This window comes from Delftia sp. ZNC0008 (assembly GCF_000799035.1).
Classification (GTDB): domain Bacteria; phylum Pseudomonadota; class Gammaproteobacteria; order Burkholderiales; family Burkholderiaceae_C; genus Comamonas; species Comamonas tsuruhatensis.
This window is the reverse complement of the sequence record NZ_JTKZ01000179.1, coordinates 1-21,769: the sequence shown is the minus strand read 5'-3', so window position 1 is coordinate 21,769 and position 21,769 is coordinate 1. Positions and strand designations below refer to the sequence as shown.

The 21,769-nt window shown below is 67.3% G+C and carries 13 protein-coding genes; 4 read left to right on the top strand and 9 right to left on the bottom strand.

Annotated elements, in window-relative coordinates:
* The first annotated feature begins 60 nt into the window (after positions 1-60).
* Positions 61-1,050, top strand: coding sequence for a porin (locus tag L995_RS05955; RefSeq protein ID WP_016450048.1), 990 nt, complete (start codon positions 61-63; stop codon positions 1,048-1,050).
* Positions 1,051-1,483: 433 nt separating this feature from the next.
* Positions 1,484-7,441: an excinuclease ABC subunit UvrA gene (gene uvrA, locus L995_RS05950; protein WP_047470131.1), complete on the top strand. Its 5,958-nt coding sequence runs from the start codon at positions 1,484-1,486 to the stop codon at positions 7,439-7,441.
* A gap of 3 nt (positions 7,442-7,444) precedes the next feature.
* Here the strand turns inward: uvrA and L995_RS05945 are convergent, their stop codons facing one another.
* Positions 7,445-8,623, bottom strand: coding sequence for an MFS transporter (locus L995_RS05945; RefSeq protein ID WP_012207748.1), 1,179 nt, complete (start codon positions 8,621-8,623; stop codon positions 7,445-7,447).
* Positions 8,624-8,752: 129 nt separating this feature from the next.
* Here L995_RS05945 and L995_RS05940 point away from each other — a divergent pair, with 129 nt between their 5' ends.
* Positions 8,753-9,718 (top strand): LysR family transcriptional regulator, encoded by a 966-nt coding sequence (locus L995_RS05940; RefSeq protein ID WP_047470127.1) that lies wholly within the window; start codon positions 8,753-8,755, stop codon positions 9,716-9,718.
* 22 nt (positions 9,719-9,740) lie between these two features.
* On the opposite strand, the gene L995_RS05935 is transcribed toward L995_RS05940, so the two are convergent.
* The 3 genes from L995_RS05935 to L995_RS05925 form a co-directional block, all read right to left on the bottom strand.
* Complete coding sequence (locus tag L995_RS05935) at positions 9,741-10,601, bottom strand: hypothetical protein (protein ID WP_047470124.1); 861 nt, start codon at positions 10,599-10,601, stop codon at positions 9,741-9,743.
* 181 nt (positions 10,602-10,782) lie between these two features.
* The gene (locus L995_RS05930) at positions 10,783-12,111 is read right to left on the bottom strand and encodes an MFS transporter (RefSeq protein WP_047470121.1); all 1,329 of its coding nucleotides are present in this window, start codon (positions 12,109-12,111) and stop codon (positions 10,783-10,785) included.
* Between the two features lie 48 nt (positions 12,112-12,159).
* Complete coding sequence (locus L995_RS05925; RefSeq protein ID WP_047470117.1) at positions 12,160-13,812, bottom strand: GMC family oxidoreductase; 1,653 nt, start codon at positions 13,810-13,812, stop codon at positions 12,160-12,162.
* Positions 13,813-13,977: 165 nt separating this feature from the next.
* On the opposite strand from L995_RS05925, the gene L995_RS05920 reads away from it, so the two are divergent.
* On the top strand, positions 13,978-14,778 hold the full coding sequence (locus tag L995_RS05920) for an IclR family transcriptional regulator (RefSeq protein WP_047470115.1): 801 nt from the start codon (positions 13,978-13,980) through the stop codon (positions 14,776-14,778).
* Between the two features lie 220 nt (positions 14,779-14,998).
* Here the strand turns inward: L995_RS05920 and L995_RS05915 are convergent, their stop codons facing one another.
* From L995_RS05915 to L995_RS05895, 5 genes are all read right to left on the bottom strand, one after another.
* Complete coding sequence (locus L995_RS05915; RefSeq protein ID WP_047327929.1) at positions 14,999-16,285, bottom strand: TRAP transporter large permease; 1,287 nt, start codon at positions 16,283-16,285, stop codon at positions 14,999-15,001.
* 19 nt (positions 16,286-16,304) lie between these two features.
* A complete protein-coding gene (locus L995_RS05910; RefSeq protein WP_013800419.1) occupies positions 16,305-16,820 on the bottom strand; it encodes a TRAP transporter small permease in 516 nt (171 codons plus the stop codon).
* A 150-nt stretch (positions 16,821-16,970) separates the two neighbouring features.
* A complete protein-coding gene (locus L995_RS05905; RefSeq protein WP_016450058.1) occupies positions 16,971-17,957 on the bottom strand; it encodes a TRAP transporter substrate-binding protein in 987 nt (328 codons plus the stop codon).
* A gap of 298 nt (positions 17,958-18,255) precedes the next feature.
* Positions 18,256-19,758, bottom strand: a complete 1,503-nt coding sequence (gene putP, locus L995_RS05900) for a sodium/proline symporter PutP (RefSeq protein ID WP_047470111.1) — start codon at positions 19,756-19,758, stop codon at positions 18,256-18,258.
* Positions 19,759-19,837: 79 nt separating this feature from the next.
* Positions 19,838-21,769, bottom strand: a 1,932-nt coding sequence (locus L995_RS05895) for an L-glutamate gamma-semialdehyde dehydrogenase (protein ID WP_047470108.1), incomplete at its 5' end; no start/stop codon positions are given.

Genomic DNA, 21,769 nt, shown 5'->3' with positions numbered 1-21,769 from the left:
GCCGGAGTCGGCCCTGAGATTTCAAGAATACCCACTCAACAATCCCAAGGAGATGCCGAGATGATCAAGATGAACCGCGTTGCCCTGGCCGTGCTGGCCGTGCTGGGTTCCACCACCGTGATGGCGCAAAGCAGCGTCACGATCTATGGCCGTATCAACACCACGATCGAGCGCCAGAAGATCGGTGACGAAAGCGTCAGCAAGATGGAGAACAACTCCTCGCGTTGGGGCATGCGCGGTGTCGAAGATCTGGGCGGCGGCCTGAAGGCCGGCTTCGTGCTGGAAAGCGGCTTCGCTTCCGACACCGGCATGGGCTCCTCCTCCACCGGCGCGCTGACCTTCGGCCGCCAGAGCGAAGTGAACCTGTCGGGCAACTTCGGTATGCTGCGCCTGGGCAACTTCTTCCCCGGCTCGTACTTCGCCACGGCCGACTACGTGAGCATGCACAACCATGACACGGGTTCGTCCTCCGACGCGCTGTACTTCGATCCCGTCTGGTTCGCCAGCGGCCTGGGCACCGCCAACAAGATCTCCTACACCACGCCCAACTTCGGCGGCCTGACGGTGGAAGGCTCGGTCTCCATGCACGAGAAGGCCACCGCCCTGGCCAAGAAGAAGAACGGCTACGACCTGGCCGCCAACTACAACGTGGGCCCCCTGGCCCTGGGCGCCGGCTACAGCCAGTTCGACGAAGACAAGCAGCTGGCCTTCCGCGCTGCCTACACTCTCGGTCAGTTCGTGCTGGGCGGCTACTACCAGCGCAACGACGAAGAAATCCGCGGCACGCGCAACAACTTCCGTCTGTCGGGCATGTACACCCTGGGCGCTTCCGAGTTCCACGTGAACCTGGGCCACGCCAACAAGTGGAGCAACATTGCCGACTCCGGCGCCAACCAGTGGACCCTGGGCTACAACTACAACCTGAGCAAGCGCACCAAGGTCTACGGCTACTACACCAAGGTGGACAACAAGGCCGGCGCCAACTACATGACCGGCGTGAAGGGCGCGGACTTCTCGTCCTTCGCCGTCGGCGTGCGTCACGCATTCTGATCGGCGCGCGGCGTAAGCCGCGAGCAAAGCAGGTCTGTTCCAATCAGCACCTGCCTGCCATCAGGCCTCGTACCGAAAGGTGCGGGGCCTTTTTGTCTGGGCCCGTCTTTTCACAGCCTGATCAAGGAAATACCCATGAGGATCATCGCGGCCGGTTGCCTGGCCTTTGTTGTCGTGTCGCTGCTGGCCATCACCCAGGTGAAGGGCGTGCCGGACGGGCAGGCCATGCCTGCCTCCGTGCAGATGGCCAAGTAAGACCTTGAAAGAGGCACGAGCCCCGGACTGGTTCCGGGGTTTTTTTATGGTCGCGCGGATGCGTTGAGGAGGCGTTTTTTTTGTTTAACCTGTATGAAAATACAGGTATTGAGAAGCGTCCGATGCCTGACGCATGGACTGCCTAGAATGTTTGGCTCCCACTGACCACACAACATCCATGACGCACGGTCTGATTCGAATTCGCGGCGCACGCCAGCACAATCTCCAGAACCTGGATCTCGACATCCGTACCGGCGAGCTGACCGTGGTCACGGGGCCCAGCGGCTCGGGCAAGTCCAGCCTGGTGTTCGATACCCTGTATGCCGAAGGCCAGCGCCGCTATGTCGAGACCTTCTCGGCCTATGCGCGGCAGTTCCTGGACCGCATGGACAAGCCGGCCGTGGACCGTGTGGAAGGTGTGCCGCCGGCCATCGCCATCGACCAGACCAATCCCGTCCGCAACTCGCGCTCCACCGTGGGCACGATGACCGAGCTCAACGACCACCTGAAGCTGCTGTTCGCGCGTGCGGCGCAGCTGTTCGACCGCGACACCGCCGTGCCCGTGCGCCACGACACGCCCGACAGCGTGCTGGAGGAGCTGGCCGAGCGTTGCCGGCAGGCCGGTGATCCGCGCATCGCCATCACCTTCCCCGTCGAGCTGCCCGCCAACACCACGGCTGCCGAGGTGGAGCAATGGCTGTCGGCCAGCGGCTTCACCAAGGTCCAGGCCGAGCGCGAGGCCGAGAAGGCCGGCGCGGTGGAGCCTGCCGCAGACGCCAAGGGCAAGAAGGCCAAGGCGGCGGCGCCGCTCAAGGTCAAGATGCTGGACGTGGTGGCCGACCGCTTCCGCCTGGGCAACGTCGAGCGCGCCCGCGCCTACGAGGCCATCGAGGTGGCACTCAAGCGCGGCAGCGGCCACATGACGGTCTATGTGCTGCCTGAATCCGCCGTGGAAGCCGCAGGTGCCCAGCCCACCGAACCCCAGCTGTGGAAGTTCTCGCTGGGCCTGCATTGCCCCGAAAGCGGCCTGAGCTACCAGGAGCCGATTCCCTCGCTGTTCTCCTTCAACTCCGCCGTGGGCGCCTGCGAGGCCTGCCGGGGCTTTGGCCGCGTGATCGGCGTGGACTGGGGGCTGGTCATCCCCAACGACAAGCTCACCCTGCGCACGGGCGCCATCAAGCCCGTGCAGACACCGGCCTGGAAGGAGATCCAGGACGACATGATGCGCCACGCCGAGGCCGAAGGCATTCCGCGCGACACGGCCTGGGCCAAGCTCACCGACGCGCAAAAGAGCTGGGTGCTGGACGGCTCGCCCAACTGGAATGGCAAGTGGACCCAGACCTGGTACGGCATCAAGCGCTTCTTCGAATACCTGGAGAGCAAGGCCTACAAGATGCACATCCGGGTGCTGCTGTCCAAGTACCGCAGCTATACCGAATGCCCCACCTGCGGCGGCGCGCGGCTGAAGACCGAAAGCCTGCTGTGGCGCCTGGGCGGCAAGCAGGCCGCCGATGCTGTGCTGCCGCCCGGCGACGAAGGCAGCTACCGCCGCTTCATGCCGAAGGGCGTGGCCTGGAGCCGCGAGCAGCTGGAAGCGCTGCCGGGCCTGTGCCTGCACGACCTGATGCAGCTGCCCCTGGTGCGGCTGCGTGATTTCTTCCAGCAGCTGGCGCCGGCTGCCGATGCCCCGCTGCATGACGGCGAGGCCCAGGCCCTCAAGATGCTGCACGCCGAAATCATGGCGCGCGTGCAGTACCTGTGCGACGTGGGCATCGGCTACCTCACGCTGGACCGCCAGAGCCGCACGCTGTCGGGCGGCGAGGTGCAGCGCATCAACCTGACAACGGCCCTGGGCACCTCGTTGGTGAACACCCTGTTCGTGCTCGACGAGCCCAGCATCGGCCTGCACCCGCGCGACATGGAACGCATCACCGAGGCCATGCAGCGCCTGCGCGATGCAGGCAACACCCTGGTCGTGGTCGAGCACGACCCGGCCGTGATGTTCGCGGCCGACCGCATGATCGACATGGGCCCCGGCCCCGGCGCGCGCGGCGGCCAGATCGTCTTCGACGGCACGCCCGACGACCTGCGCCATGCCGACACGCTGACCGGCGCCTACCTGGGCGGCCGCAAGCAGGTGGGCTTCGGCCTCAAGCGCATGGTGACCGAGTCCACGCCGCGCCTCATCCTCGAAGGCGCGCGCGAGCACAACCTGCGCAGCATCGACGTGGACTTTCCGCTGCAGCGACTGGTCACCATCACCGGCGTCAGCGGCTCGGGCAAGTCCACGCTGATCCAGGACGTGCTGGTGCCCGCGCTGATGCGCCACTTCGGCAAGCCCACGGATGCGGCCGGCGCCTTCGAGCGCCTGCTGGGCGCCGACCACCTGAGCGACGTGATGTTCGTGGACCAGTCGCCCATCGGCAAGACGGCGCGCTCCAACCCGGCCAGCTACGTGGGCGCCTGGGACTCCATCCGCGAGCTGTTCGCCATTGCGCCGCTGTCGCGCCAGCGAGGCTATACGGCCGCCAAGTTCAGCTTCAACAGCGGCGATGGCCGCTGCCCCACCTGCGGCGGCTCGGGCTTCGAGCATGTGGAGATGCAGTTCCTCTCCGATGTCTACCTGCGCTGTCCCGACTGCAACGGCACGCGCTACCGCCCCGAGATCCTGGAAGTCACGATCGAGCGCCACGCGGCCGGCGAGCTGCAGCCGCGCAAGCTCAACGTGGCCGATGTGCTGGAGCTCACCGTGGCCGAGGCGGCCCTGCTGTTCGCCCAGGACCGCGAGGTCATCCGCGCCCTGCAGCCCATCGTCGATGTGGGCCTTGAATACGTGAAGCTGGGCCAGCCCGTGCCCACGCTGTCGGGCGGCGAGGCCCAGCGCCTCAAGCTCGCGGGCTTCCTGGCGGAGGCCGCCAAGGCCCAGGCCAAGTCGAAGCAGGCGCTGGCCAAGAAGGGCACATTGTTCCTGTTCGACGAGCCCACCACGGGCCTGCACTTCGACGACATCGCCAAGCTCATGCGCGCGCTGCGCAAGCTGCTGGAGGCCGGCCATTCGCTGATCGTCATCGAGCACAACCTGGACGTGATCCGTGCCAGCGACTGGCTGATCGACCTCGGTCCCGAAGGCGGCGACGGCGGCGGCGCCATCGTGGCCCAGGGCACGCCCGAGGAAGTGCGCCAGGTGCCTGGCTCGCACACGGCCCAGGCGCTGCGCGAGTACGACCTGGCCATGGGCGTGGGCGGCGAGGCCGTGCGCGAGGTCGCCCCCATGCTCTACAAGAGCCAGCGCAAGGCGCATGCCATGTCGGGGGCGGCCGCCAGGAATGCCATCGAGATCGTCAACGCCAAGGAGCACAACCTCAAGCAGCTGTCGGTGGAGATCCCGCGCGGCAAGTTCAACGTGGTGACGGGCGTCTCGGGCTCGGGCAAGTCCACGCTGGCCTTCGACATCCTGTTCAACGAAGGGCAGCGACGCTACCTGGAATCGCTCAACGCCTATGCGCGCTCCATCGTCCAGCCTGCGGGCCGGCCCGAGGTGGATGCGGTCTACGGCATTCCGCCCACCGTGGCCATCGAGCAGCGCCTGTCGCGCGGCGGGCGCAAGTCCACCGTGGGCACGACCACCGAGGTCTGGCACTTCCTGCGCCTGCTCTACGTCAAGCTGGGCACGCAGCACTGCATCCACGACGGCGCCGCGGTGCAGCCGCAGACGGAGGAAAGCATCGCGGCCCAGCTGCTCACGCAGTTCCGGGGCCAGACCATCGGCCTGCTGGCACCGCTGGTGGTCAACCGCAAGGGCGTCTACACCGAGCTGGCCGACTGGGCTCGGCCACGCGGCTACACCCATCTGCGAGTGGACGGCGAATTCCTGCCCACCACGGGATTCCCGCGCATCGACCGCTTCAAGGAACACACCATCGAGCTGCCCGTGGCCAGCGTCACCGTCACGGCGGCCAGCGAGCGCGAGCTGCGCGGCCACCTGGCGCAGGCGCTGGAAACAGGCAAGGGCGTGCTGCATGTGCTGTCCGGCCTGGACAACCTGGCCGATGCCATGGCCGGCGGCCGGAGCACGGCCGGCATCGGCAGCCTGCAGGTGTTCTCCACCCAGCGCGCCTGCCCGGTCTGTGCCACCAGCTATGCCGAGCTGGACCCGCGCCTGTTTTCCTACAACAGCAAGCACGGCTGGTGCCCTGACTGCGTGGGCACGGGCGTCAAGCTCACCAAGGACCAGCGCAAGGTCTATGACGACACCCTGCTGGTCGAGGACAACCGGGGCCGCGAAGTCAAGTTCGAAGGCCAGGAAATCGAAGACCTGGCCGAAGTGACCTGCCCCACCTGCCAGGGCACACGCCTGAACGCCACGGCACGCGCCGTGCGCTTCCATGGCGTGGGCATTGCCGAGATCGCCCAGCTGTCGGTCAACGACGTGCGCCAATGGGTGCAGGCGCTGGCGATGTCGGGCCGCGAGGCCGACATTGCCCGCGACCTCATTCCCGAGATCCAGAGCCGCCTCGAATTCCTCGAGGAAGTGGGCCTGGGCTACCTGACGCTGGACCGTGGCGCGCCCACGCTGTCGGGCGGCGAGGCCCAGCGCATCCGCCTGGCCGCGCAACTGGGCAGCAACCTGCAGGGCGTGTGCTATGTGCTGGACGAACCCACCATCGGCCTGCATGCGCGCGACAACCAGATCCTGCTCAACGCCCTGCACAAGCTGGGCGACAAGGGCAACACCCTGGTCGTGGTCGAGCATGACGAAGACACCATCCGCCGCGCCGACCACATCATCGACATCGGCCCCAGCGCCGGCATACGCGGCGGCCGCCTGGTGGCCCAGGGCACGGCGGCCGACATCATGGCGGCCGAGGACTCCATCACGGGCCGCTACCTGCTGCACGCCATGCGCCACCCGTTCCAGCCGCGCCGCTGGGTGGGCGAAGGCCAGCCGCCGCAGGCGGCCGCCGAGCTTGCAGCAGTGGCCGAACCGGTGCCGGAACCCGCGCCTGTCAAGGTATCCAAATCCAAAAAGAAGGCCGTGCCTGTCGTTGTCGACGCCGAACCCGCCTCCGACGCACTGGACTGGCTGACCGTGCGCGGCGCCCATTTGCACAACCTGCAGAACGTGGATGCGCGCGTGCCGCTCAAGCGCCTGGTGGCCGTCACCGGCGTCAGCGGCTCGGGCAAGTCCACGCTGGCGCGCGACGTGATGCTGGCCAATGTGGCCGCCTGGGTGGGCCAGCGCGCCACCAAGGCCGGGCGCGATGCCATGGACGCGGGCAAGGCGCCTGCGCTGTCGGGCTGCAAGGGCCTGCAGGGCTTCGAAGGCATTGACCGCGTGCTGGAAGTGGACCAGACCCCCATCGGCAAGACCCCGCGCAGCTGCCCGGCCACCTACATCGGCTTCTGGGACACCATCCGCAAGCTCTATGCCGAAACGCTGGAGGCCAAGGCGCGCGGCTACGCGGCCGGCCGCTTCTCGTTCAACACCGGCGAAGGCCGCTGCCCGGCCTGCGAGGGCCAGGGCATGCGCACCATCGAGATGAGCTTCCTGCCCGACGTGAAGGTGCCCTGCGAGGTCTGCCACGGCGCGCGCTTCAACCCCGAGACCCTGGCCGTCTCCTGGCGCGGCAAGAGCATTGGCGACGTGCTGCAGATGGAGGTGGACGAGGCCGTCGAGTTCTTCGCCAGCATGCCCAGCATCGCCCACCCGCTGCAGTTGCTCAAGGACGTGGGACTGGGCTATCTCACGCTGGGCCAGCCCTCGCCCACGCTGTCGGGCGGCGAAGCCCAGCGCATCAAGCTCGTCACCGAGCTGACCAAGGTGCGCGACGACGTGACCCGGCGCGGCAACAAGGCGCCGCACACGCTCTATGTGCTGGACGAACCCACGGTGGGCCTGCACATGGCCGATGTGGACAAGCTCATCCGCGTGCTGCATCGCCTGGTCGATGCGGGCCACAGCGTGGTCGTCATCGAGCATGACCTGGACGTGATCGCCGAGGCCGACTGGATCATCGACCTCGGCCCCGAAGGCGGAAAGGACGGCGGCCGCATCATTGCGGCCGGCACGCCCGAGGATCTGGTGGCTGCGGGCACGCACACGGGCAAGGCGCTCAAGCCCGTGCTGGCCCGTTGAGCCTCAGGCGCAGGCCACACCTGCGCTGCGTGCGGAGCCTGCGGGCAGGCGGCTGCTCCAGAAGACCAGCACCAGGCCCACGGCCGTCAGCGCGGCGGCGGCCCAGCCCAGGTTGACCAGGCCCAGGCCACCGGCCAGGGCCAGGCCGCCGACCCAGGCACCCAGGGCATTGCCCAGGTTGAAGGCCGCAATGTTCAGGCTGGAGACCAGGTTGGCGCCCTGGGGGCCGGCCTGGTCCAGCACGCGCATCTGCATGGGGGCCACCGTGGCGAAGGCCACGACGCCCAGCACGATCACATAGGCCATGGCCACGGCCTGGTTCCCGAAGGCCCAGCGGCCTGCCGCCAGCACCACCATCAGCGCCGCAATGCTCCACACCAGGGCGCGCATCACGCCCCGGTCGGCCAGCTTGCCGCCCAGCAGATTGCCTGCGGCCAGGCCCGCGCCGAACAGCAGCAGGGTCAGTGCCACCAGGCTGTCGCCCATGCGGGTCACCTGGGTCAGCAGCGGCTCCACATAGGTGTAGAGCGCAAACACACCCGCAAAGCCGAAGGCTGTGATGCCCAGGCCCAGCCAGACCTGGCCGTTGGCCAGCACGGCAAGCTCCTGCGCCAGCGGCGTGACCTCGGGGCGGCCCTGGTCGCGCGGCACGAAGGCGGCCAGGATGGCAAAGGCCAGCACGCCGATCGCGGCCACGGCGAGGAAGGCGCTGCGCCAGCCGAACATCTGGCCGATCCAGGCGCCGGCAGGCACGCCCAGCAGGGTGGCCAGGGTCAGGCCCGAGAACATCAGCGCAATCGCCGACGCCTTCTTGTCCACCGGCACCAGGCCCGTGGCCACCACGGCGCCAACGCCGAAGAAGGTGCCGTGGGTCAGCGAGGTCAGCACGCGCGCCGACATCAGCCATTCATAGCTGGGTGCAAACGCGGCGGCCAGGTTGCCGGCGATGAAGATCAGCATCAGCGCCAGCAGCAGGCGCTTGCGCGGCCATTGGCGCGTCAGCAGCGTGAGCACGGGCGCGCCCACGGCCACGCCGATGGCGTAGCCCGAAATCAGCGAGCCCGCCGTGGGAATGCTGATGTGAAGATCCTGGCTGACCTGGGTCAGCAGGCCCATGATGATGAATTCCGTGGTGCCGATGCCAAAGGCACCGGCCGCCAGGGCGAGTAGGGAAAGAGGCATGGACGGATTCCTTGTGATCCTTGGTGTGATGTCCAGTAATGTCGCACTGCAACATACCTTTGTGTAGATGGAATAATGGAAACGGATCTGTTCCTGTGTGGAATAGATGATCCTTTTCTCGGAGACACCATGCCCGCACTTGTTCCTCTCGCCGCCGCCGACACGGGCAGCGCCGATGCCAACCGCTTTGCCGAGCTGGAAATGCTGATCCTGGTCGCCGAGCGCGGCAGCCTCTCGGCCGCTGCGCGCCACCTGGGCATCTCCCCCTCGGCCGTGAGCAAAAGCATGTCGCGGCTGGAGGCGCGCCTGGGCGTGCAGCTGCTGCAGCGCAGCACGCGGCGCCTGCATCTCACGCCCGAAGGCTGCCAGCTGTTCGAGCGCGGCAAGCGCGTGCTGGCCGACCTGGAGGAACTGGAGGCCTGCGTGGCCGTGCGCAGCGAACCACGCGGCCTGGTGCGCATCAACACCAGCTCATCGACCGGAAAAATGCTGCTCGTGCCCCTGGTGCCGCAATTGCTGCAGCGCCATCCCGGACTGAGCCTGGAACTGAGCTTCACGGACCAGATCGTGGACCTGGTCGAGGCCGGCACCGACATCGCCGTGCGCTGGGGCCAGCTTCCGCCCTCGGACATGGTCGCGCGCTTGCTGGGCCGCACGCGCCAGGTCATCCTGGCATCACCGGAGTACCTGGCCCGCATGGGCCGGCCCACCCATCCCGATGAGCTGGGCCACCATGTGCGCCTGGGCTGGAGCTACCAGCGCGCCATACCGCACTGGCCGTTTCTGGTGGACGGCCAGCGCGTGGCCGTCGATATCGGGGAGGTGGTGCGCGTCAACGACGGCGATGTGATGCGCGAGCTGGCGCTGCACGGCACGGGCCTGGCCCGCCTGTCGCTGTACCACGCCTGGGCCGACGTGCTCGCCGGCCGGCTGGTGCCCGTGCTGGAGGAATTCAACACGGGCGACCTGGAACCCATCCACGCCGTCTACCTGGGCAAGCCCGACCGCCTGCCCCCGCGCACGCGCGCCGTGCTCGACTTCCTGCAGGCGCATGTGGATCTGCGGCATGCGGAGCAGCTGCCGGCGCCGTCCTGAGGGGTAGCCGGCAGCGGGGGCGTCACTCCTGCTCGGCTGGCAGAGGTGCGGCGTTGAAGGACAGGTTCTCGATGATGTCGTGCAGCACGGTGGGCACTGGGTCCACGGGTGCATCGGCCGCGTAGACGATGCCTGTGCCCACGCCCTTCGGGTCAAGCAGGCGTTTGACCACCAGCACCTGTTCGGGGCGGGTGCCATTGGTGCGGGAGCTGCCTTCACCCTCGTTCACGCTGTAGACGAAGTAGTAGGAGCGCAGCAATTGGCCGTAGTTGTTGACCTTGACGCACAGGACGCCGCCCGCCAGATTGCCCCGGATCTGGTGTTCGCAACCAAACAGCCTGTCCGCCGTTTCCATCAGGCCATTGCCGTTCGCGGTGGCAGGCGTTTGCAGCTGCATATTCACCACTTCGGAAGCAACGCCTTCGCTGCCGAACGAAGTCAGCGCCCAGAGTCCCCTCAGGCTGGATGCAACGGCGGGGTAACCGAAGTTGAAACGCGAAATCGCCACTTCCTGCTCGCCGGGCAGCGTGATGAAACCCGATACGCCGCTGGTGAAGCGCATGCTGACCTGGCCCATGTTCCGGTCTTCGGAGCCTGACATCGGGCCGCTGCCCAGAAAGCGGCCGCCCTTGTAGCGGATCAGCGGAGCGGCAAAGCGGTTGTTGGTCAGCGCGCCCGAGGTCATGTAGAAGGTGGGCTGGCCGCTGGGTTCGTAGGCATACATCTGCATGACCAGCGTGCCGTTCTGTGCATCGATGGCCAGCCCGCGGCCCGGCTTTCCGTTGAGTTCGGAGGTCACGACCCAGGTGCCATTGCTGGGCATGAATGCGTGCGCCAAGCCGCAGCCCAGCAAGGTGGCCGCAGCCAGTACTTTTTTGAACATGGTCTCTCTATTGAGATGTGAAAATCCATGCGCATTCTATCTAACGTATTTACAAAAAGAAGCAATGCGCTGAATGCCGGGTAGTTTCCGCCGGCATCCCTGGAATGGATTTGCACGCCAGTGATTTGATTTTCTGGCGTACAGGATTGAGCCTTCCTGAAATCGCATGGAATCCATCGGTTCACAGGCTGGCTCTGGCATTCTCGACAGGTTGATAGATACGGGTGCTGCCTCCATCCCTCCCGGTCGCCCAGGCACACCACGCCGATACCGCTCCCGCCAACACCACATACAGGCACACCAGCCACGGGCTGCCACCGGCCGTCTTGACCAGCGCCGTCGCAATGATGGGCGTGATGCCGGACGCGAAAATGCCCGAGAACTGGTAGACGAAGGAAATGCCTGTGTAGCGCACCTTGGCGTCGAACAGGTCGCAGAAGAGGGCCGCCTCGGGACCGTAGACCGCCGCGTAGAGAATGCCGAAGGGCACGACGATGGCGATCCATATCAGCAGCACATTGCCGCCGCTGTGGGCCATGAGCCAGAAGGCCGGGAAGGCCGAGACCGCGGTGATCAGCGATCCCCACAGATACACGCGGCTGCGGCCCAGGCGATCGGACAGGCGGCCGAACAGTGGAATCGTGAAGCACATCACCACGGCGGCGACCATCACGCCGATCAATGCATCGGTGCGGCTGATCTGCAGGGTGGAGGTCAGGTAGCTGATCGAGAACACGCCGAAGACGTTGAAGAAAACGCCGTCGATATAGCGTGCGCCCATGCCCTTGAGCACATTGCCCGGATAGCGCCGCATCATGTCCATGAAGGGAATCGCGGTCTCGGCATTGCGTGCCTTGACGGCCGCGAATTCGGGCGTCTCCTTCACATGCAGGCGGATGTACATGCCCACGGCCACCATCAGGCCCGAGATCAGGAACGCGACGCGCCAGCCCCAGGCCATGAATTGCTCCTCGGTACACAGCCAGGACAGCAGGGCCACCACGCCCGAGGCCATGAACAGGCCGATGGCCAGGCCCACCTGGGGCAGGGAGGCGTAGAAGCCCCGCTTTTCCTTGGGCGCGTATTCGTAGGCCATGAGCACGGCGCCGCCCCATTCGCCGCCCAGGCCTATGCCCTGGGCCACGCGCAACAGCAGCAGCAGGATGGGCGCGGCCACGCCGATCTGCGCATGCGTGGGCAGCAGGCCGATCAGGAAGGTGGACACGCCCATGATCATCAGCGTGACCACCAGGATGCTCTTGCGCCCCACGCGGTCGCCGAAGTGCCCGAAGATCACCCCGCCCAGCGGCCGTGTGACGAAGCCCACGGCAAAGGTGGTGTAGGCCAGCAGCGTGGAGATCAGCGGATCGTCGCTGGGAAAGTACAGCTTGCTGAACACGATGCCGGCGACCACGCCGTACAGGAAGAAGTCATACCACTCGATGGTTGCGCCGATGAGCGCGGAGGTCACCACCTTGCGGATGACCCTGGGATCGGTTGCCGTCGTCATGCTGTCTCCTGGTTGTCTGTCGCATTGCCGGGATGCAGGAACGGGCAGTCATGCGACCTTGAGCTGCCCTGTCTCTCCGTGCCTGTCTTCGCGAACCATGTCGGCGGCCTTCTCGGCCATCATCACCACGGGCGCATTGGTGTTGCCCGAGACCAGGGTGGGCATGACCGAGCAATCGACCACGCGCAGCCCGGCCATGCCATGCACGCGCAGCCGCGCATCGACCACGGCCAGGGCGTCGCTGCCCATGCGGCAGGTGCCGCTGGGGTGGAAGATGGTGGCGCCGTGGTTGCGGCAGAACTCCAGCAGCTCCGCATCGCTGTGCGCATCGGGGCCGGGCTTGACCTCGCGCTTCACGAAGGGGCGCATGGCCGGCGTGTCGGCAATGGCGCGTGCGGCGCGCACCGCCGCCACGTTGGTGCGGCGGTCCAGGTCGGTGGCCAGGTAGTTGGGCTGGATGGAAGGCGGCTCGAAGGCATCGCGCGAGCGGATGCGCAACTGCCCGCGTGATTCGGGCCGCAGCTGGCAGACCGACATGGTGAAGCCCGAGTACGGATGGACCTGGCCGCCTGCCATGTCGGCCGACAGCGTGGAGACGTGGAACTGGATGTCGGGCGTGTCCGCCACGGGCCGGCCCTGCTCGTCCCTGAGCGCACGCATGAAGCAGCCGCCCTGGTTGATGCCCACGGCCAGCGCGCCCGAGCGGAACAGCAGCCACTCCAGCCCCAGCCTGGTCCTGCCCACCCAGGAATTGAGCTGGTCATTGGTGGTGATGGACTGGCTGCATTCGTAGCCCAGGCGGATCTGAAGATGGTCCTGCAGGTTCTCGCCCACGCCCGGCAGATCGTGCACCACGGGAATCCCCAGGGACTGCGACAGCGCGGCCGGGCCTATGCCCGACAGTTGCAGCAGCTGCGGCGACTGGATGGCGCCTGCCGACAGAATCACTTCGGCCCGCGCCTGGGCCTGGCGCTCCTGCCCGCCTTGCCGGTAGCGGATGCCGGTGGCGCGCCGGCCGCGCAGCACCAGCTGCGTGGCCATGGCATCGGTCTCTATGCGCAGATTGGGGCGGCGCCGGGCCTCGCCCAGATAGGCCTTGGCCGTGCTGCAGCGCAGGCCCTTGTGGGTGGTGAGCTGGTAGTAGCCTGCGCCCTCCTGGTCGCGGCCGTTGAAATCCTCGGTGCGGGGCACGCCGACCTGGCCTGCCCCGGCAATGAAGGCCTCGATCAGCGGATGCCGGGCGCCGATGTCCGAGACCTTGAGCGGCCCGTCCGCGCCATGGCCCGGGAAGGCGCCGCGCGCATTGCCTTCGGACTTCACAAAGTAGGGCAGCACCTCCTCATACGACCAGCCCGCATTGCCCAGCGCCGCCCAGTGGTCGTAGTCCTCGCGCTGGCCGCGCACGTAGATCAGGCCGTTGATGGAGCTGCTGCCGCCCAGCGTGCGGCCGCGCGGCCAGTAGATGCGCCTGCCGTTCATGTTGGGGTCCGGGTCGGTCTCGAACTTCCAGTTGTAGACGGGGCTCCACATGGTCTTGCCGTAGCCGATGGGCAGGTGGATCCAGGGCGAGCGGTCCGGCGGGCCGGCCTCCAGCAGCAGCACGCGCGTGGCCGGGTCCTCGGACAGGCGCGCGGCCAGCACGCAGCCGGCAGAGCCTGCTCCCACGATCACGTAGTCATAGCTGTCGATGGGGTCTGGCATGCAGTGGCTCCTTTTGAGTTTCTTTTGAAGGAACTATTTGTTCCTTTTTATGAAACTTATTCGTTGCCACCGTGGACTGCAACCCCGCGCAAACCCTTGCCGCCTCCTGGCGATCAGGCATGATCGAAAGCGTTTCCGGCCTTCCACACGACACGACACCGCCCCATGCCGCCATCCCTTGCCAGCGCTGCCCCGGACCCCACCCCTACACGGCAGGACGAAGCGAACTCGGTCTCCGACCGCTCGCTGGCCGTGCTCGATTTCGTCACCCAGGCCGAGGCCCCGCCGGGGCTCATGGACATTGCCGCCGCGCTCAATCTGCCCAAGGCCACGGCCTCGCGCCTGTGCTCCCACCTGGAGGCGCGGCAATGGCTGCTGCGCCACGAGGGTGACCGCAGCTTCTCCCCGGGCCCCAAGCTGCTGAGCCTGGCCGTGCGCGCCCTGCAAGCCGACCCGCGGCAGGCCCTGCGCCATGAGCTGCTGTCCCAGCTGGTGGCCCGTCTGGGCGAGACCTGCAACCTCACCGTGCTGGACGGCACGCGCGTGCGCTACCTGGACCGTGTCGAGACCCACTGGCCGCTGCGCATCCAGCTGGAGGCCGGATCGATGGTGCCCATCCACGCCACGGCCAGCGGCAAGCTGTTCCTGGCCCATATGCCTGCGGCCCGGCGCGCCGCCATTCTGGACAGCGTGGAACTCACCGCCTGCACGGCCAACACGCTGACCACGCCCGAGGCGCTGGCGCAGGAGTGCGCGCGCATCGTGCGCGAAGGCCACTCCTGCGACCGCGAGGAATTCATGCGCGGCATGATCGCCGTGGCCGTGCCCGTGCGCGATGCCAAGGGCCAGTGCCGCGCCACGCTGGCCGTACATGCGCCCGAGGCGCGCATGCCGCTGGCGCAGGCGCTGGAGGGCCTGCCGCACCTGAAGGAAACGGCCCAGCGCATGGCCGGCCTGCTCTTCTGAGGCGCTGGGCACCCCAGAAAAAAGGCCCCCACGCTACCCTTGCTGAGCAAGGTCCGCTGCCCCCCAAGGGGGCCGCTTTTTGCCTTGGGGCGGCCCGGCGGCAAAATAAGGCCCCCACGCTACCCTTGCTGCGCAAGGTCCGCTGCCCCCCAGGGGGGCGCTTTTTGCCTTGGGGCGGCCCGGCGGCAAAAAAAAGGGCCTCACTCGGAGGCCCTTGTCGTCACTGGAAGCCCAGCGTATGCGGCAACCAGGTGGACAGCGCGGGGATGAAGGTCAGCAGGCACAGCACCACGAAGTGCGCCAGCAGGAACAGCGGCATCTCGCGCGTGAGATCGGTGATGGACACGCGCGTGGCCACCGAGGTCACGAACAGCAGCCCGCCCACGGGCGGCGTGATCATGCCCAGCGTCAGGTTCACGATCACCACCATGGCGAAGTGCGTGGGATCGATGCCCAGGCTGAACGCAATGGGCGCCAGGATGGGCACCAGGATCATCACGCCGGGCAGCGGCTCCATGAAGATGCCGAACACCAGCAGCAGGATGTTCACCGCGATCAGGAACAGGGTGGGCGACAGCTCCCAGCTCACGATCAGCTCGGACAGGTACTGCGGAATGCCCTCCACCGTCAGCACCCAGGCAAAGGCCGCCGAAGTCGCCATCACCAGCAGCACCGAGGCCGTCAGCATGGCCGAGCGCGCCGCAATGCCCGGCAGCGCCGACCACTGCAGCGTGCGGTAAACCCACTTGCCGCAGACCAGGGCGTAGAACACAGCCACCACCGAAGCCTCGGTGGGCGTGAAGATGCCGAAGCGGATGCCCACCACGATGAGCACGATCAGCATCAGCGCGGGAATCGCCTTGAAGCTGTTGATCCACATCGTGCGGCCGTCAGGGCGCGGCTCGGTGGAGCGGTAGTCGCGCTTCCTGCACACCCACCAGTTCACGGCGGCCATGGCCAGCGCGATCAGGATGCCGGGGATGAAGCCGGCCATGAACAGCCCGCCCACCGACACGTTCTCATCCTGCAGCGCGTAGATGATCATGCTCACCGACGGCGGAATGATGGGCCCCACGATGGCCGTGCTGGCCGTCAGCGCCGCCGCGTAGGAGCGTGCATAGCCGGCCTTGTCCATCATCTTGACCATCATCGAGCCGGGGCCGGCCGCATCGGCCAGGGCCGAGCCCGAAATGCCCGAGAACAGCGTCAGTGACAGCACATTGGCATAGCCCAGGCCGCCGCGCAGATGGCCCACGAACTGCGCTGCAAAGCGCAGCAGCACATGCGTGAGCGCGCCGCCCGACATCAGCTCGGCCGCCAGGATGAAGAAGGGCACGGCCATCAGCGGAAAGCTGTCTATGCCCGTGAACATCTCCTTGAACACGATGAGCTGCGGATAGCGGCCGCCCACGAAGACGGCCAGCGCAGCGGAGATCGCCAGCGCGAAGGCCACCGGAAAGCCCAGCGTGAGCAGGACGATGATGGCGATGAAAAGCGTGATACCCATGATGTGTCTGCCTGGTGGATCAGATCGATGCGGCTGCGTCGGCATCCATCTCATCCGACTCCGCGAACGAGCCGTCTGCGATATACCCGCGCGCAATGAACAGCAGATGCACCAGCATCAGCACGAAGCCCACGGGCATGGCCGCGTAGACGAAGGAGATCGGAATGTCCGTGGCCGCCGTGGTCTGGAAGCGCGTGGCCCAGACGTACTGCGACGAGGCCACCGCCATCACCGCGCAGAACAGGCCCACGCCCAGCACCACGAGGCGGCGAAGCCATTGCGCCTTGCGCGTGCCCACCGAGCGGTGCAGGTTGTCGATGGCCACATGGCCACCGAAGCGCAGCACCAGGCCCGCGCCCAGGAAGGTGACCCAGATCATCATGTGCCGGGCCACTTCCTCGGCCCAGACAATGGAGTCGCCCGTGGTGTAGCGCAGCACCACATTGGCAAACACGATGCAGGCCATGGCCAGCAACAGCACGATCAGCAGCCAGCGGTTGCAGGCCACAAGGGCGCGTTCGATTCGGTTGAGCATAGGAATGGGCGAGGGCAGGAGGGGAGCGGCGCAAGGGCCGGGCTGCCGCCGGATGTCAGATCATCGGCGCGGGCGCCGTGCGGGGCCACAGGTGTTGCCCGCAGCGGGGCGCCCTGCATTGCGGGCCGCAGCCCGCAATGCGTCAGGGGATTACTTGGCGTTGGCGATGGTGTCCAGCGTCTTCTGGCCGAACTTCTTCGCGTATTCCTTGTAGGCCGGCTCCAGCGCGGTGCGGAAGGCGGCCTGGTCCACCTTCTCCACCACCTGCATGCCGTGGCTCTTGGCCTCTTCCACGCCCTTCTTCTCCACCGTGTCCACGAACACGCGCGAAGCGATGGCGCCCGACTTGGCGCCCTGCGTGAAGGCCGCCTTCTGGCTGTCGTTCAGCGTGCCCCAGAACGAGGGCGACACCAGCAGGGCCATGGGCGCGTACACATGGGCCGTCAGCGTCAGGTGCTTTTGCACCTGCCACAGCTTGGCCGAGGCCAGCACCGAGATCGGGTTCTCCTGGCCGTCGATCGTGCCCTGCTGCAGCGCACCGATCACCTCGGGCCAGGACATGGGCGTGGGCGATGCGCCCAGCGTGCGGAAGGCCGTGATGTGCACGGGGTTCTCGGTCACGCGGATCTTCAGGCCCTTGAGATCGGCCACGCCGTTGACGGCGTGCTTGTTGTTGGACAGGTGGCGAAAGCCCTGCTCACCCCAGGCCAGCGCGACCAGGCCGCGCTTGCTGAACTTGGCCAGCAGCTCCTGGCCGAAGGCGCCGTCCAGCACGGCGCGCGCATGCTGCGTGTCGCGGAACAGGAAGGGAATGTCCACCACGCCCACATCGGGCACGAAGTTGCTGATGGCGCCCGTCGAGACGATGGCCGCCTCCACCGTGCCCAGCTGCAGGCCCTCGATCAGCTCGCGCTCGCCGCCCAGGGCGGACGCGGGGAACTGCTTGAACTTGTAGGCGCCGTTCGTGCCCTTTTCCACCGCATCGGCCCAGGCCTGGGCGGCCGCGCCGTAGTGCGAATTCACGGCCAGGGCGTAGCCCACCTTGACCTCCTTGGTCTGGGCCAGTACGGCGCCAGCCGAAGCAGCCGCCATGGCGGCCACGCAGGTCGAAAGAAGGGTGCGGCGGATCATTTGCATAGCGGCAGTCTCACTTGTTGTGTGTTGAAAAATGGCCCCCACGCTCCCCTTGCAGGGCAAGGCCTGCGGTCCCCCGCAGGGGGCCGCTTTTCATCCTGGGGCAGCCCGGCGATGAAAAAAAAGAGCCCATGGATTGTAGTGACCACTCCCCTTGTGGCGACCACGTACAAAGCGCTCGTCATGTGCGTTGAGGTGCATCTGATTTGGCGATGCCATAGGTGCTGAAATGACAAACGCCCGATGCGCGCAAGCGTCATCGGGCGTCGGGTTCAGATGGAGCGGGTCAGCTCATTACCACTCAGCGTGCCCCGATCCGCTCGAACTCGCTCTCCACCGCCGCATGCGCTTTCAGGATGCTTTGCGAAGGCGCAGGGCCCATGCGGCTGACGACCACCGTGGCCAGCCAGGCCAGGATGAAGCCGGGGATGATCTCGTACAGGCCCAGCCAGCCGAACTGCTTCCACACCAGCACCGTCACGGCGCCGGTGATGATGCCGGCCAGCGCGCCGCCGCGCGTCATGCGGCTCCAGAACAGCGACAGGATGATCACCGGGCCGAAGGCGGCGCCGAAGCCGGCCCAAGCGTAGCTGACCATGCCCAGCACCTTGGAGTCGGGGTTGCTGGCGATGGCGATGGCGATCAAGGCCACCAGCAGCACCATGGCGCGGCCGACCCAGACCAGTTCGATCTGGCTGGCGTTCTTGCGCAGGAAGGTGCGGTAGACGTCTTCGGTCAGCGCGCTGGAGCACACCAGCAGCTGGCACGACAGCGTGCTCATCACGGCTGCCAGGATGGCCGCCAGCAGTGCGCCCGAGATCCAGGGGTTGAACAGCTGCTTGGTGATTTCCATGAACACCGTCTCGGCATTGGCGTTCACGGCGGCCGCGCCAGCGGGGTTGGCCGCGAAGTAGGGGATGCCGATGAAGCCCACGGCCACGGCGCCGGCCAGGCACAGGATCATCCAGGTCATGCTGATGCGGCGGGCCGAGGGAATGGTCTGCACCGACGATGCCGCCATGAAGCGCACCAGGATGTGCGGCTGGCCGAAGTAGCCCAGGCCCCAGGCCAGCAGCGAGACCACGCCCACGAAGCTGGCGCCACGGAACAGGTCGAACTTCTCTGCCGCCACGATGGCGTGCAGGTCCTGGCCCGGCTGCAGATGGCCCTGCACGGCCAGCCAGGCGATCACGGGCGCCAGGATCAGGGCCGTGATCATCATCGAGGCCTGGATGGTGTCCGTCCAGCTCACGGCCAGGAAGCCGCCGATGAACACATAGGCGATGGTGCACAGCGCGCCCACCCACAGGGCCGTGCTGTAGGGCATGCCGAACATGTTCTCGAACAGGCGCGCGCCCGCCACCACGCCCGAGGCGCAGTACAGCGTGAAGAACACCAGAATCACCACGGCCGTCACGATGCGCAGCACGTTGGAGTGATCCTCGAAGCGGTTGGCCAGGTAGTCGGGCAGCGTCAGCGCATTGCCGGCACGCTCGGTGTACAGGCGCAGCCGCGCCGCCACCAGGCGCCAGTTCAGGTAGGCGCCCAGGATCAGGCCGATGGCGATCCAGGCTTCCGACAGGCCGGACAGGTAGATGGCTCCGGGCAGGCCCATCAGCAGCCAGCCGCTCATGTCCGAGGCACCGGCCGACAGCGCCGTCACGAAGCTGCCCAGGCTGCGGCCGCCCAGGATGTAGTCGGAAAGATTCTTGGTGCTGAAGTAGCCGATGGCGCCGATGCCGAGCATGGCGACCAGGTAGATGGCGAACATGATCGCCGTCGGGTCGTTCCAGTTGAATTGCATTGAAGTGTCCTGCGTTGGTCGTGTTTTTTCGGGTGGTGCGGGGCGCTTGCCAGGGGCCGGTTGTGCCGGCCCCGGCGGTTCAAGCCATGGTCATCAGTTGAGCGTTTCCGCCTGCGGCAGCGGTATTGGTGCTGATGGATTGCTCGTGGAACAGCGCGGCCAGGTCATAGCCGCGGCCCGCATGCAGCTCGTCGCTGTTGCGGCTTTCCACGCGCACCAGGGCACCGTCGCGCGCGGCGACCTGGGCGCAGACCTGCAGCAGGGCGTCGCCATCGCCCTCGAACAGCAAGGCCGCCATGGGCGCTGCCGAATCGCCCAGGGAGTCGGCGCTGGCGCTGTGCAGCCATGGCACACCGGCATCGCCCGCAGCGGCGCGCAGCGCCTGCCAGGTGGCGGCGCAGCCGCTGTCGGCGCCTGTTCCGTTGTCGGGCAGCACCGCATGGCAGGCGTTGCCGCTGGCCAGGGCTGCTGCCACCTGGGCCACCAGGCCCAGCGGCGTACGCGGCAGTGCCCAGACGGGGCCGCGCGGCAGCAGGCGGTAGCGGTTGGATTCGCCCGTGGGGCCGGGCAGCGGCATGGCCGCGTCCAGGCGCGATGCGGAGGCTGCCGCGTCACAGGCGGCCAGGGCCTGCACCTGCTCGTCGGCGGACATGGCATCCGGCGGCGCCTTGGACAGCGTCTCGCGCAGCAGGCCCAACAGCTGCAGCGGCGCCTGGACGGGCGACTCCGCCCGTGCGAAGACCGACAGCGCCGCGCTGGCAGGCCCCTGCACCAAGCGGTGCAGATACAGCGGGCCGCCGGCCTTGGGGCCCGTGCCCGACAGGCCCATGCCGCCAAAGGGCTGCACGCCCACCATGGCGCCGATCACATTGCGGTTCACATAGATGTTGCCCGCATGCACGCGCTGGGTGAGGTGGGCAATGGTCTCGTCGATGCGGCTGTGCACGCCGAAGGTCAGGCCGTAGCCGGTGGCGTTGATGCCATCGACCAGCGCGTCCAGCTGCTCACGCCTGAAGCGGATCACGTGCAGCACGGGGCCGAAGACCTCGCGCTGCAGGCGCTCCGTGCTGTCGATCTCGATGAGGGCGGGTGCCACATAGTGGCCGTTGAGCACGCCGTCCTTGCGCTCCACGCGGGTGACCTTCTGGCCCGCTGCGGCCATCTGCTCTATGTGCTCCTCGATCTGGCGGCGTGCCGCGTCGTCGATCACGGGGCCCACATCGGTGCTCAGGCGGTCGGGGTTGCCCAGCGTCCACTCCTGCAGCGCATCGCGCAGCATGGTCAGCGTGCGGTCGGCCACCTCTTCCTGCAGGCACAGCAGACGCAGGGCAGAGCAGCGCTGGCCGGCCGAGTCGAAGGCCGAGGCCAGCACATCGGCCACCACCTGCTCGGCCAGGGCCGAGGAGTCCACCACCATGGCGTTCTGGCCGCCGGTCTCGGCAACCAGCGCAATGGGGCGGCCTGCGGGCGACAGGCGGCGCGACAGCTGGCGCGCAATCAGGCGTGACACCTCGGTGGAGCCCGTGAACATCACGCCGGCCACCAGCGGATGCGCCACCAGGGCGGCGCCCACGGTCTCGCCCGCACCGGGCACCAGCTGCAGTGCATCGCGTGGCACGCCGGCCTCGTGCAGCAGGGCCACCATGGCGGCGGCCGTCAGCGGGGTCTGCTCGGCGGGCTTGGCCAGCACGGTATTGCCGGCAGCCAGGGCTGCGGCCACCTGTCCGCAGAAGATGGCCAGCGGAAAATTCCAGGGGCTGATGGCCAGCACCACGCCCAGCGGGCGCTGCGTGGCGTTGTCGAAATGCGCAGCTACCTGGGCGCCGTAATAGCGCAGGAAGTCCACCGCCTCGCGGATCTCGGCCACCGCGTTGGGCAGGGTCTTGCCGGCCTCTCGCATGATCAGGCCCATCAGCGGCTGGCTGCGCTGCTCCAGCAGATCGGCGGCGCGGGCCAGCGCATCGGCGCGGGCGGCAGCAGGCGTGCCGGCCCAGATCGGCGCGGCCTGGGC